Consider the following 13,448-nt stretch of genomic DNA (forward strand, 5'->3'; position numbering starts at 1 on the left):
GTGCTCTTCCGATCTCGGCACGCTCTTCATCGGCACGCGGCGCTACTCCTCCTGGAGCCTGCGCGGTTGGCTGGCCGTGCAGATGGCCGGGCTCGACGTCGAGATCACGACCTTTCCCATGGYCTGCCGATCATGACGGACGTTGCGAGCCCTTTGGAGTTGCGTCGGTTTGCCAAGTGGGAGCCGCACGGCCCACGGTGCAACCGATGCTGACCGTCGCCAACGCGCTGGAGGGGATGAGCTGGGCGGAGGCGGCGCGGGCGGCGTGCATCGAGCCGCCTGTCCTTGTGCGACGCGGTGCTGCGCTTCAACGCCTTGGGGGCTGGCCGGGCTCCCGATCGCCCTAACGGCCACCGGCCAGAGCGCTTTAGCGATGGCGAGCAGGCCGCCTTTGTGGCGCAGGTGCTGCGCGGACCCAATGCCGAGCGCGGCGAGCCGTCGAACTGGACGCTGCCGGACCTATGCCGCTTCATCGAGACTTGCTTCAGCAAGACCATGTGCCTCCAATCGATGTCGCGCCTCGTGCGTCGGCTCGGCCTGTCACGGCAGAAGGCACGGCCCGTGCATCCCCTGCGCAGCGCCAAGGCAGCGAAGGCGTTCATAAAAGGGGCCTTGCCGAGGCCGTCGAGGCGGCTCGTGCAGCTCATCCGGACAGCCGGATCGAGCTGTGGTTTCAGGACGGTGAGGCCGTGGGCGATCGATCCGGTAAATCGATCGCAGGCCGGAACAGCGTTGGGCAGAAGGGGCGAATCGGCAAACGCTGGTGGCTGCGTGGCAAGCGTCCGCCCGCCATTACGACAAGCGCTTCGCCTCGGCCTACCTCTCGGCTATACCTGCGCGAGCTCCCTCTCGCACCGGATACTCGCCAATCTCGACGCCGACAGGGACGCATGCGGCCCGCCTGAAACGCGCTCACCGCCGATCCAAACCGCGTTCGATCTCTCATCGCGTACCTCTACCTAATCCACGTCAATGCTGAGATGCAGCGGTATGAGACCAACGGCGAAGGATGCCGGCGCAGCCGGCCRTTGAAGACATTGCGAATGTGTCGACTGCATCAGAGATTTAAGATGTCGCCGAGACATCGGTGGAAACCGCGTTCGATCTCTCATCGCGTACCTCTACCTAATCCACGTCAATGCTGAGATGCAGCGGTATGAGACCAACGGCGAAGGATGCCGGCGCAGCCGGCCGTTGAAGACATTGCGAATGTGTCGACTGCATCAGAGATTTAAGATGTTCGAAAACGGGATGCCACAAGGCATTTCAATACCTCCTAGTATGAAGGCAGCGGCCAGCCGTCAGGCGCCCATCCGAACCGTCCGCGTCTTGCCGCTGAGATGGGCGCCAAGCGTCAGGAGCGGCGGCGCGGCGGCGGAGATCCAGCCGGCGAAACCGGCGAGGCGGGGCCGCACGGCGATGGCGGAGAAGGCGGCGGCGGCGCGGATGCGGGTGGCGAACTGGCGCCGCCATGCCGCCTCGTAGCGGCGCCCGGCCTCGGTCAGCGCTCCAGCATCGCGAAGATCGGCGCCCTCCAGCGCGCCGGCGAGGAGCCAGCCGGATTGGATCGCCATGGAAATGCCTTCCGCGATGATCGGATGGCTTTCACCCGCGACATTGCCGACGCGGAAGATGCCGTCCGCGAAGCCGCGCCGGATGCCGGGGCGGATCGGGCCGGCGGCAAGCCAGGGACCATCCGGGACCGCCTCGCCCAGCACCTGCCGGACGCCGCGAGAGGTGGCCATGAGATGGGCGAAGACGGCTTCGGAGGCGGATGAAAGGCCGTGGGTTTGCCGCGCGGCCGCCAGGGCATCGCGCCGGATGCAGAGCGAAAGCGACAGGCGGCCCCCATCGGCCCAGACCATGCCGCCGTAGCCGCCGGGAAAGAAGAGCAGCGGCATGAGATCGCCGTCCAGCCGCCCGCCGCGGAAATGCGCCTTGAACCCGAGGAAATCACCGTCGCGATGGGCTTTGGGCAGATGCGTCGGCAGGGGGCCGGGCTCCCAGGACCCGTGGGCCGCAACGACGATATCGGAAAACAGCACCTCCTCGCCGCCCTCCCCCGACACGGCGATCCGATGGCCCGTCCCCTCCGGCACGATCGACGTGACGCGGGCCGGCTGGACGATCGCGACGCCGGCCTTGCCCGCCGCCTGCAGAGCCAGCATGTCGAGAACATCGCGGCCGAGCGCGCGGCCGAAGGGGCCCGTGCTGCCGCCCGGCATGGACGCGGCGACGATCCGTTCGCCGGAAAAGAGCGCGAGACGGCGCACGTCGGGCCCCGCCTTCCGCCGCCAGAGATCGCCGAGACCGAGCCGGTCGATCACGGCAATGCTCGTGCCCGACATGAACTCGCCGCAGACCTTGCGCCGGGGAAAGGCCGCCTTCTCGATCAGCGCGACCTTGCGCCCCGCCCGCGCGAGAGACAAAGCGGTGGTGGAGCCGGCGGGACCGGCGCCGACGACCACGGCGTCGAACCTCATGGCGCGATCCTCATCGTGCGATCCTTCGGGCGGCGAAGCCTTGCGTGAAGAGGCCGCGCCGGCCCTCCTCCAGCCGCCAGCCCTCCTCGTGCGGCCAGAGCGCCGAAATGTCCCGGCCCGAGAAGCCGGCGCGAACGCTCGCCGGAGCGTCGTTGCGCGTCACGTCGTTGGCGCCGATCGCCCAGAGCATACGCGAGGCGAAAAGCGGGAACGGAGCCCGCAGGGGCTCGGTCGCAAGGATGGTCGGCGACAGGGCGGCGAGCGCGCGCAGGAGCCGGGCGAGCGCGGGCTCGCGGAAGTGGTGCAGGAAGAGGTTCGCCGTCACCGCGTCGAAGCGCGGCGCACCGGCCGCCTCGGTCCAGTCGAACACGTCGGCGGTGACGATCTGGACGCGCCAGCCGAGGCGCTGAAAGGCCTGCAGCGTCTCGGGGCGAACGAGCGGCTGGCGGTCGAGAAGAACGAGGTCGACATCCGGCCATTGCTTGGCGAGCCGGCGCGCGGCCGCCAGCATGAAGCGCCCGTCGCCGGCGCCGATCTCGAGAATGCGCCTCGGCGGCAGCGTCAGATGGCGGCGCATCAGGTTCACGAGAATCCCGCGATGGAGCATCAGCGCGTTGAGCCGGCCGAGGTCGCGGCGCGAGGCGACGGCCCTCGGATCGGCCGGCGAGAGTTCGTCGAGGATTTCCGGCTCGACCCGGCGGCGTTGGAGCCCGCTCATCCCGCCGTCTCGAAGAGCATGGTCTCGGCGGTGAGACCGGGTCCGAAGGCCATGGCGGAGCCGATGAGACCCTTCGGCTCGCGCAGCATGCGCTCCAGCACGAACATCACCGTCGCCGAGGACATGTTGCCGTTCTCGCGCAGGACCGCGCGGGAGGCCTCCAGCGCATCGGCGGGCAGGTCGAGCGCGTCGGAGACGGCGTCGAGCACGGACCGCCCGCCGGGATGGACGGCCCAGAGGTCGATCTCGTCTGGCCGACGGCCGTTCAGCACGGCGCCGGCCTCGTGCCGCAGAACCCCGTCGATCGCCTTCGGCACGCGGCCGGAGAGGACCATGTCAAACCCGTCGTCGCGAACGCTCCAGGTCATCAGATCTCGGGCGTCGGCGGCCAGAAGCGCTTTGAAACGATCGAGGCGCAGGCCGCCCGGCTCGGCTGTCACGAGCGAGGCCGCGCAGCCGTCGCCCCAGAGGCAGAAGGTCAGAAGACGTTCGAGATCCGTCGTCTCCTTCAGATGCAGCGTACAGAGCTCGATATTGACGCAAAGCACCTTCGCGTCCGGCTCGGAGCGCACGATGTGGCGCGCGAGCTTCAGCGCGTTGATTGCGGCGTAGCAGCCCATGAAGCCGATCATGGTGCGCTCGACGGAGGGCAAGAGGCCGCAGCGCGCCACGATCTCGAGGTCGATGCCCGGCGCGGAGAAGCCGGTGCAGCTGGCGACGATCAGATGCGTGACGGATTTGAGATCGGCGCCGAGGTCGAGCTTGCCGATCGCCTCTAGGGCGAGCGCGGGCGCATGGGCCTCGAAGAGCCCCATGCGGGTGCCGGTGCCGGGAAAGGCCCCGCGGCGGAAGAGACCGCCTTCGTCGAGCGCTTCGCTATCGGGGTCATCGACGGGGCGGAGGCAGGAGAAGCGGTGCTCGATGCCGCTGCGCTCGGCCATGCGCGAGAAAATCGCCTGCCGCCGCGGATCGTCCCGGAGCTGCGAGCGGGCGAAGCGCAGCATGGTGTCCTGAACGTCGTTCGGCGGAACGGCGGTCTCAATGCGATTGATGTAGGCGTCGGGCACGTCGCGGTATCCATGCACGAAAGTCCGCGCAGACACCGTGAGATAGAAACCCGGCACCCGCCATCAACGGAGGGCGCCGGGAGAGAGTGTCGCATCCGGCGGTCGAGGCGATGCTTCGCCGCCTCCCCCGCGGGCTCGGCGGCTCAGTCGATCTGGCGAACCGCGCCGCGCGCCGCGCTCGTCGTCATCGAGGCGTAGGCGCGAAGCGCCGTCGTGACCTTGCGCTTGCGGGTCTCGACCGGCTTCCAGGCATCGGCGCCCTTGGCGAGCATGGCCTCGCGGCGGGCGGCGATCTCGGAATCCGGCACGGCGAGGCTGATCTTCCGGTTGGGGATGTCGATCTCGATCGTATCCCCCTCGTGGACGAGCCCGATCAGGCCGCCTTCGGCCGCTTCCGGCGAGACGTGGCCGATGGAGAGGCCCGAGGAGCCGCCGGAGAAGCGGCCGTCGGTGACGAGCGCGCAGGCCTTACCGAGGCCCTTCGACTTCAGGTAGCTCGTCGGATAGAGCATTTCCTGCATGCCCGGCCCGCCGCGCGGCCCCTCGTAGCGGATGAGGACGATGTCGCCTGCCTGAACCTCGTTGGAGAGGATCGCCTTCACCGAGGAGTCCTGGCTCTCGAAGATGCGCGCCCGGCCGGTGAAGGTGAGGATGGAGGCGTCGACGCCTGCCGTCTTCACGATGCAGCCGTCCTCGGCGAGGTTGCCGTAGAGAACGGCGAGGCCGCCGTCCTTGGAGAAGGCGTGCTCGGCATTGCGGATGACGCCGCCTTCGCGGTCGGTGTCGACCTCGTCGTAGCGGCGGTCCTGGCTGAAGGCGACCTGCGTCGGCACGCCGCCGGGCGCGGCGCGGAAGAAGTCGTGGACCGTGCGGCTATCCGTGCGCTTCACGTCCCAGCGGTCCAGCGCGTGGCCGAGGCTCTCGGCATGGACGGAGCCGACGGACGTGTCGAGCAGGCCGGCGCGGTCGAGTTCGCCGAGAATGCCCATGATGCCGCCGGCGCGGTGGACGTCCTCCATGTGGACGTTCGCGATGGAGGGCGCGACCTTGCAGAGGACGGGCACGCGGCGCGACAGGCGGTCGATGTCGGCCATGGTGAAGTCGACCTCGCCCTCGTGGGCGGCGGCGAGGAGATGGAGCACCGTGTTGGTCGAGCCGCCCATGGCGATGTCGAGCGTCATGGCGTTCTCGAAGGCCGCGAAGCTCGCGATGGCGCGCGGCAGCACGCCGGCATCGTCCTGCTCGTAATGACGACGCGCGAGATCGACGATGAGATGCCCGGCCTCAACGAAGAGGCGGCGGCGCTCGGCATGGGTGGCGAGCGTCGAGCCGTTGCCGGGCAGCGAGAGGCCGAGAGCCTCGGTCAGGCAGTTCATGGAATTGGCCGTGAACATGCCGGAGCAGGAGCCGCAGGTCGGGCAGGCCGAGCGCTCGATCGTCTTCACGTCCTCGTCGGAAATGCGCTCGTCGGCGGCGGCGACCATGGCGTCGACGAGATCGAGCTTCTTCACCGTGTTGTCGGGCCAGACGACCTTGCCGGCCTCCATCGGGCCGCCCGAAACGAAGACGGTCGGGATGTTGAGGCGCAAAGAGGCCATCAGCATGCCGGGGGTGATCTTGTCGCAATTGGAGATGCAGACCATGGCGTCGGCGCAATGGGCGTTGACCATGTACTCGACCGAGTCGGCGATCAGCTCGCGCGAGGGCAGCGAGTAGAGCATACCGTCATGGCCCATCGCGATGCCGTCGTCGACGGCGATCGTGTTGAACTCCTTGGCGACGCCGCCGGCCGCCTCGATCTCGCGGGCGACGAGCTGGCCGAGATCCTTCAGGTGGACGTGACCCGGCACGAACTGCGTGAAGGAATTGACCACGGCGATGATCGGCTTGCCGAAATCCTCGTCCTTCATGCCCGTCGCGCGCCAGAGACCGCGGGCGCCGGCCATGTTGCGGCCGTGTGTGGTCGTGCGGGAACGATAGGCGGGCATGGCGACCTCCGGGGCCTTTGGAACTGAACCGTACCCGTCATTACACCTGCCGGGCGGCCGTTCCAACCTCATCCATGCGGCGAAAAGGAGGTTTTCGGCGGAAATCGCTGAAAAGAAAGGCGAATAGGGGCGAAATTTTAGGCGAAGAGCCCTTTCAGGGCGATGGAGGCCACCCGGTCGAGCGCGGCGCGATCGGCGCCGGAGGCCGATTGCACCGCCATTCCCTGCGCCACCGTCATGATGTAGCGCGCGAGATCGCCTGGGTCCTGGCTCGCGAGATCGCCTTCTGCGATGGAGCGCGCCAGCCGGTCGCGCAGCTGCGCCTCCGCCTGCCGGCGCTTTTCCACCACGGCGCGCTGGATCTCGGAGGCTCCTTCGCTGCAGGCGAGCGCGGCATTGACGCTCATGCAGCCGCCGGGGCCGCAGTCGGCCGTCAGCGCCTCGGCGTAGCCTTCGAGCAAGGCTGCAACCACCGCGCGCGCCGTCGGGCGGGCCAAGGCCTCGGAGAAGAAGCCGAGATGGCTCGCCTCGTATCGCTCCAAGGCCCTGCGGAAGAGATCCTCCTTGTTTCCGAAGGCGCCGTAGAGGCTGGGGCGCGTGATGCCCATGCCTTCGGTTAGGTCGCTGAGGGAGGTTCCCTCGTAGCCCTTGCGCCAGAAGAGCTGCATGGCAGCCTGCAGCGCCTCGTCCACATCGAATTCGCGGGGACGACCCATGTCCGACGACCTCCAGGTCCCTGAACGGCCAACGCTTAAGAAGCGCCCGGCCCGGCCTGATATTTATACCGATCGGTACGCCACTTCAAGGCGGCTGAGTTCTTAGAGGAAAACGGCACCCAGCAACGCGGAGGCCGCGACGACGGCCCAGGCAGGAAGGCTCCACGCCACGAGGCCGACAAAGCTCGCGACCGCGATCGCCATGGTCGGGGCGGAGGTGACGCCTTCGGAGAAGACGGGATCGTAGAGCGCGGCGGCGAGAAGGCCGACGACGGCGGCGTTGATGCCCGACAGAGCGCGGCGGGCCGACGGCGAAGCACGCAAGCTCTGCCAGAAGGGCAGGACGCCGAGGACGAGCAGCGCGGAGGGCAGGAAGATCGCGACAAGCGCGAGCGCCGCGCCGGCAAGGCCGTTCGGATCGAGATTCGAGGCGGCGCCGACGTAGGCGGCGAAGGTGAAGAGCGGGCCGGGCATGGCCTGCGTCACGCCGTAGCCGGCGAGAAAGGCCTCGCGGCCGATATGGCCGGTCTCGACGAATTCGGATTGGAGCAGCGGCAGGACGACATGCCCGCCGCCGAAGACGAGCGAGCCGGAGCGATAGAAGCCGTCCGCGAGAACCGCCCAGCCGGCGCCGGTCAATGCCGCCAGCAACGGCAGGGCGACCAGAAGGACGGCGAAAAGCGCGAGCGCGCCGATCGCAGCTCCGCGCCGGACGGGCCCGTGAAGCGTTTCCTCGACGCTTGCCGTGGGCACCGGCGGCTGCAGCAGCGCGAGGCCCGCGAGGCCGCCGAGGAGGATGGCGAGCACCTGGCCCCCCGCCCCCGGCAGGAGAAGCGCCAGGATCAGCGCGGCGCCGGAGATGGTCGCGCGCTCTCGGCCTATGGCGAGCGTCCTCGCCATGCCGAGCACGGCCTGCGCGACGACGGCGACGGCGGCCGCCTTCACGCCCTCAACCCAGGCCCCGCCGGCGCCGCCGAAGACGGAGGCGCCGAGCGCGAAGCCGACGAGGATGAGCGCGGAGGGCAGCGTGAACGCGGTCCAGGCGGCCAGCATGCCGAGCCCGCCCGCTCGGCGAAGGCCTAGCGCCATGCCGACCTGGCTCGAGGCCGGGCCCGGCAGGAACTGGCAGAGCGCGACGAGATCGGCATAGGCCGCATCCGAGATCCAGCGGCGGCGGACGACGAAGGCCTCGCGGAAATAGCCGAGATGGGCGACCGGACCGCCGAAAGAGGTGAGACCGAGGACAAGAAAGGCGCAAAAGACCTCGAACGGCGTGCCGCGCTCCGTCGTCTCCTCCCCTTTGTCCGGCGCGGACGGACCGGCGTCCGAAGCCATCGGTGTATCGGGAACCAAGCGTCGTCCTCGTTCTCTCTCGGGTCCGGTCCGCCGACATCCGGGGCGCACGGACGCTCCGGTTCTCACGGAGTCCAGCGGTTGCTCCGCACCCCTTGCGATCGGCGGAAAAGCACGGCTAGTATCCCAGCCGGATCGAGAATGAGCCGCTTCAGCGACCGCCGATCCTTCCCGGGGAGGATATCATGCAGACCAGACGTCAATTCCTGATGACATCGGCCGCAGCCGGTGCGCTCGCAGGCTTCGCACCGTCCGCCTTCGCGCAGGACAAGGCGCTGACCATCCTCGCCTCCGTGCCGAGTCTGGGCTTTCCCTTCTTCGTGCACATGCTGAACCAGATCAAGGTCGAGGCCGCCTCGACCGGCGGCATCACGCTGATCGAGAGCGACGGGCAGAACTCGGCGCCCAAGCAGACCGGAGACGTCGAGGCGGCGATCGTCCAGAAGGTGGATGCGATCGTCATGTCGCCGCTCGACGTGAACGCGCTCGCACCCGCCGTGGAACAGGCCGTGCAGGCCGGCATCCCGGTCGTCACAATTGACCGGCGCGTGGACGGCGTCGAGGGCATCCTCGCCCATGTCGGCGCGGACAATGCCAAGGGCGGCGAGGCGCAGGCGAACGCGATCATCGCCGCCTTCCCGAACGGCGCCAAGATCTTCCACCTCCAGGGCCAGCCCGGCGCCGGCCCAGCGATCGACCGGAACAAGGGCGTCCACGCCATTCTGGACGGGCAGGACAAATACAAGATCGTCTTCGAGCAGACCGCGAACTTCGCGCGCGCCGAGGCGCTGTCCGTCACCGAGGCGGGCCTCGCGGCCAACGGCAAGCCCGACGTCATCGTCTGCGCCAACGACGACATGGCGCTCGGCGCGCTGGAGGCCTGCACGGCCGCCGGCCATACCGACGTGAAGATCTACGGCTTCGACGCCCTGCCCGAGGCGCTGGCGGCCGTGCGCGACGGCGGGCTGGCCGGCACGGTGGAGCAGTTTCCGGGCGAGCAGTCGCGCCGCGCGCTGCGCATCGCGGTCGATTTCGCCCGCAACGGCACCAAGCCACCGGAAGCGCTGGTCCTGCTGACGCCGATCGTCATCGGCAAGGACAATCTCGACAAGGCCGAGCGGATTTCGGAGACGAAGTAGGGGTCGTTCAAGCCTTGGACGAGGGGGATGCAAGGGGTTTGAAACCTTGGCGTGAGGCACCCCCCTCTGTCCTGCCGGACATCTCCCCCGCAAGGAGGGAGATCGGTAGCTTGGGCGGTCGGTCGAAGTCTCCGACGTCTGAAACGAGCTAGAAACCTCTGCGACAAGCCTGATCCCCCTCCTTGCGGGGGGAGATGCCTGCAGGCAGAGGGGGGTGCCTCGCACAACCCTTCGCCCACGCACCCCACAGCCTCCCCGCGACGAACCCGGCCGGAGCCCGCCGACCATGACGCCATCCACCGCCGCCGTCGCCGAGCCGGCCCGCCCGCTCCTCGACATGCGCGGGATCACCAAGCATTTCACCGGCGTCACCGCGCTTCGCGACGTGTCGCTGACGCTCCATGCCGGCGAGGTGCTGGGGCTGATGGGCGAGAACGGGGCGGGGAAGTCGACGCTCCTGAAAATCCTGTCCGGCGTCCAGAGCCCGTCGGAGGGCACGATCCTTCTCGACGGGGAGCCGGTCGCCTTCGCGGGGCCGCAGGACGCGATGCGGGCGGGCATCGTCACGATCTACCAGGAACTGAGCCTCATCCCGACCCTCTCGGTCGCGGAGAACATCTTCATCGGCCGCGCACCGCTCGGGCGCCTCGGGCTGCTCGACTGGCGCCTGATGCGGCGCGAGGCGCGCGCGATCATCGCCCGCGTCGGCCTTTCCATGGACCCGCAGACGCCCGTCTCCGCCCTCTCCGTCGCCGAGCAGCAGATGGTGGAGATCGCCCGCGCGCTGTCGCTGTCCTCTCGCCTCATCATCATGGACGAGCCGACATCCGCGCTGTCGGAGGCGGAGGTCTCACGGCTCCTCGCCATAATGGACCGGCTGCGGCGCGAGGGCGTCGCCATCATGTTCGTGACGCACCGGCTGGAGGAGGCCTCGCATATCTGCGACCGCATGACGGTGCTGCGCGACGGGCGGCTGGCCGGACATCTGGCGCGCGAGGGCGGGCCGATCGCGCTGCCGCGCATCATCGAGCGCATGGTCGGGCGGGCGGCGAGCGAGCTTTACGCGCGGCCCGCCGCGCGCGCCGCGGCCGGCGAGGTGCGCCTCTCCGTGCGGGGCCTGCGAACACTGCGCGACCCGGAAGCGCCGCATGCGATCGTGCTGGACGGCGTCGATCTCGACCTTCGGGCCGGCGAAATTCTCGGCGTCGCCGGGCTCGTCGGATCGGGGCGCACGGAGATGGCGCGCGCGATCTTCGGCGCCGACCGGATCGCCGCCGGAACGATCACGCTCGACGGCCAGCCGATTGCGCCGGCCTCGCCGGCGGATGCGATCGAGCTCGGCATCGGGCTCGTGCCGGAGGATCGCAAGCATCAGGCGATCTTTCCCGCGCTCGGCATCCTGCCGAACTTCTCGGCGGCGTCGCTCCGCACCTATTCGAACGCGCTCGGCATCATGTCGGAGCGCCGGGAGCGCCGGGATCTTGCGACCCACAAGGGCGCTCTCAACATCCGCATGGCGAGCGCGGAACAGCCGATCGCGAGCCTTTCCGGCGGCAACCAGCAGAAGGTCATCCTCGCCCGCTGGCTGGCGCGCGATCCGAAGGTGCTGATCGTCGACGAACCGACGCGGGGCGTCGATGTCGGGGCGAAGGCGGAGGTGCACCAGATCCTCGTGCAGCTCGCCGCGCGCGGCATCGCGGTCCTGATGATCTCCTCCGAACTGCCGGAAATTCTCGCCGTCAGCGACCGCATCGTGACCATGCGCCAGGGCCGCATCACCGGCGAGATGCCGGGCTCCGCGGCCAGCGAAGAGAAGCTGATGGCGCTGATGGCGATCGCCGTGCGTCCGGGCGAAACAGGGGAATCACAGCCATGACCGCGATCGAGCGGGCCCCGCGCGAGGGCATCAACATCTTCAAGATCGTCATGCGTTTCGGGCCGCTGATGTTTCTCGTCGCGCTGATGGCGGTCTTCGCGCTGACCAATCCGAACTTCCTGAACCCGACCAACCTCTTCAACGTCATGCGGCAGATCTCGATCACCGGACTGATCGCGCTCGGCATGACCTTCGTCATCCTCACCGCCGGGATCGACCTCTCCGTCGGCTCGCTGGTCGCGATCTGCGGCATGGTCGCGGCGATCGTCGCCAAGGGCGGCGCGGCGAACACGCTGTCGCTGAGCGCGGGGGCCGGCGCCGGCTACGGCTGGTTCGCCGCCCTTCTCGCAGCGCTCGGCGTCGGCATCGCGGCAGGCGCGGTGCAGGGAATCGCGATCACGCGGCTGCGGGTGCCGCCCTTCGTGGTGACGCTGGGCGGGCTCACCATCTTTCGCGGACTGACGCTGACGCTTTCCGGCGGCGGGCCGATCTCGGGCTTCGATTCCACGATGCGCTGGTTCGGCACGGGACTGGTCGGGCCGGTGCCGGTTCCGGTCATCATCTTCGCGCTGGCCGCCCTCGCCTGCCACCTCGTCCTCACCTACACGCGCTACGGGCGCTCGGTCTACGCGGTCGGCGGCAACCAGGAGGCGGCGCGCCTCTCCGGCATCCGGGTCGACCGTGTCGTGGTCTCGGTCTACGTGATCGTCGGCTTCTTCTGCGGGCTGGCCGCCTTCGTCCTCGCCGCGCGCCTGAACTCCGCGGAAGCGGTGGCGGGCATCGGCTACGAGCTGACGGTGATCTCCGCCGTCGTCATCGGCGGCACATCGCTCTTCGGCGGGATCGGCGGCGTCGGCGGCACGGTCATCGGCGCCGCTCTGATCGGCGTCCTCGTCAACGGGCTCGTCCTCAACAACGTCTCGTCCTACACGCAGCAGGTGCTGATCGGACTGATCCTCATCCTGGCGGTGGCCTTCGACCGCTGGCTGAAATCGCGCGCCGCCCGGCGATAGCGGCGCGCGACGTCGTCGTCAGGCGGGGATGAGCCCCTCTTCGGCCAGCGTCGACCAGAGCTCGTCCGGGATCGCCTGCTCGTACCAGGCGACGTTCTGGCGGACCTCGTCCGGGCTGGCAGCGCCGATGACGACCGAGGAGATCGCCAGATGGCGCTGGGGGAACTGGAGCGCGGCGGCGGCGAGCGGCACGTCGAACCGCTTGCAGACGGCCTCCAGCCGCGTCGCCCGCTCGATGATCTCCGTGGGCGCATCGACATAGTTGAACTTCGGCCGGTCGGACGGGCCGCGCACGAGAATGCCGGAGTTGAAGACGCCGCCGACGACGATGTCGACCTCGCGCTTGGCGGCCAGCGGCAGGAAGGTCTCCGCCGCGTCCTGATCGAGCAGCGTGTAGCGCCCGGCGAGGAGGCAGGCGTCGAGATCGGTCTCCTCCATCGCGTCGCGGATGACCTGCCACTCGTTGACGCCGAGCCCGAAGCCCGCGATCAGGCCGGCCTCCTTCAGCTCCTGCAAGGCGCGGAAGCCGCCGCCCGTGGTGAGCTCAGCCCAGTGCCCGTCCTGCCGCTCGCCATGGGTGACGCGGCCGATATCGTGGACGAGCAGGATGTCGAAGCGGTCGAGACCCGTGCGCTGCTGGCTGTCGTCATAGGAGCGCATGACGGCATCGTAGGAGTAGTCGAAGACCTCCGTGAAGGGCAGGCCATTCCCCCAGCCCGCGTCGAACGGGTTCGGCGGCAGCGGGGGCGGCAGCGGACGGCCGGGCCGGCCGTTGCGCATGATGCGCCCGACCTTGGTCGACAGGCTGAAACCGTCTCGGTCCCTCTCGCGCAGGAACGCGCCGACGAGATGCTCGCAGCGGGTCAACCCGTACATCGGCGCGGTATCGAAGTACCGAATCCCCGCGTCCCAAGCCGCCTGCAGGGTCGCGTTCGCGGTCTCGGCGGTGATCGGGTTCTTGAACATGCCGCCGAAGGGCGCGCTGCCGAGCCCGAGCGTCGTCACCTCTATGTCTGCGCGTTTCAGCCGTTTCCTATCGGATGCCTTCATGCCCGTCCTCCCCTGTCATCATGCGAAATCGCGACGAACCCGTCG

Annotated in this window: 11 protein-coding genes; 4 read left to right on the top strand and 7 right to left on the bottom strand. The window is 68.9% G+C overall.

The window, feature by feature from the left end; genetic code table 11:
- The first annotated feature begins 402 nt into the window (after positions 1-402).
- A complete protein-coding gene (locus ASG62_RS27955) occupies positions 403-963 on the top strand; it encodes a helix-turn-helix domain-containing protein (protein ID WP_413814168.1) in 561 nt (186 codons plus the stop codon).
- 338 nt (positions 964-1,301) lie between these two features.
- Here ASG62_RS27955 and ASG62_RS00005 read toward each other — a convergent pair whose 3' ends face one another.
- From ASG62_RS00005 to chrA, 6 genes are all read right to left on the bottom strand, one after another.
- Entirely contained in the window at positions 1,302-2,483 is a 1,182-nt protein-coding gene (locus ASG62_RS00005; RefSeq protein ID WP_056699095.1) for an NAD(P)/FAD-dependent oxidoreductase, read from the bottom strand.
- Between the two features lie 10 nt (positions 2,484-2,493).
- On the bottom strand, positions 2,494-3,201 hold the full coding sequence (locus tag ASG62_RS00010) for a class I SAM-dependent methyltransferase (RefSeq protein WP_056699098.1): 708 nt from the start codon (positions 3,199-3,201) through the stop codon (positions 2,494-2,496).
- Positions 3,198-4,268 carry a type III polyketide synthase gene (locus ASG62_RS00015; protein ID WP_056699101.1) on the bottom strand — a complete coding sequence of 357 codons (1,071 nt, stop codon included), beginning with the start codon at positions 4,266-4,268 and terminating at the stop codon, positions 3,198-3,200. The genes ASG62_RS00010 and ASG62_RS00015 overlap by 4 nt, the downstream gene beginning before the upstream one ends.
- 143 nt (positions 4,269-4,411) lie before the next feature.
- Positions 4,412-6,256 carry a dihydroxy-acid dehydratase gene (gene ilvD, locus ASG62_RS00020; RefSeq protein ID WP_056699102.1) on the bottom strand — a complete coding sequence of 615 codons (1,845 nt, stop codon included), beginning with the start codon at positions 6,254-6,256 and terminating at the stop codon, positions 4,412-4,414.
- Positions 6,257-6,393: 137 nt separating this feature from the next.
- Positions 6,394-6,972 (bottom strand): TetR/AcrR family transcriptional regulator, encoded by a 579-nt coding sequence (locus ASG62_RS00025; RefSeq protein ID WP_056699105.1) that lies wholly within the window; start codon positions 6,970-6,972, stop codon positions 6,394-6,396.
- Between the two features lie 102 nt (positions 6,973-7,074).
- A complete protein-coding gene (gene chrA / locus ASG62_RS00030; protein WP_056699108.1) occupies positions 7,075-8,307 on the bottom strand; it encodes a chromate efflux transporter in 1,233 nt (410 codons plus the stop codon).
- Between the two features lie 203 nt (positions 8,308-8,510).
- Here chrA and ASG62_RS00035 point away from each other — a divergent pair, with 203 nt between their 5' ends.
- The 3 genes from ASG62_RS00035 (at position 8,511) to ASG62_RS00045 (ending at position 12,353) form a co-directional block, all read left to right on the top strand.
- The gene (locus tag ASG62_RS00035) at positions 8,511-9,464 is read left to right on the top strand and encodes a substrate-binding domain-containing protein (RefSeq protein WP_056699111.1); all 954 of its coding nucleotides are present in this window, start codon (positions 8,511-8,513) and stop codon (positions 9,462-9,464) included.
- A gap of 286 nt (positions 9,465-9,750) precedes the next feature.
- Positions 9,751-11,340 carry a sugar ABC transporter ATP-binding protein gene (locus tag ASG62_RS00040; RefSeq protein ID WP_056699115.1) on the top strand — a complete coding sequence of 530 codons (1,590 nt, stop codon included), beginning with the start codon at positions 9,751-9,753 and terminating at the stop codon, positions 11,338-11,340.
- A complete protein-coding gene (locus ASG62_RS00045; protein ID WP_082537484.1) occupies positions 11,337-12,353 on the top strand; it encodes an ABC transporter permease in 1,017 nt (338 codons plus the stop codon). Before ASG62_RS00040 ends, ASG62_RS00045 begins: the two co-directional genes overlap by 4 nt.
- Before the next feature lie 18 nt (positions 12,354-12,371).
- On the opposite strand, the gene ASG62_RS00050 is transcribed toward ASG62_RS00045, so the two are convergent.
- Complete coding sequence (locus ASG62_RS00050; protein WP_056699117.1) at positions 12,372-13,403, bottom strand: aldo/keto reductase; 1,032 nt, start codon at positions 13,401-13,403, stop codon at positions 12,372-12,374.
- Positions 13,404-13,448 lie beyond the last annotated feature (45 nt).

The organism is Aureimonas sp. Leaf427 (genome assembly GCF_001425485.1).
In the GTDB taxonomy this organism is placed as follows: Bacteria; Pseudomonadota; Alphaproteobacteria; order Rhizobiales; family Rhizobiaceae; genus Plantimonas.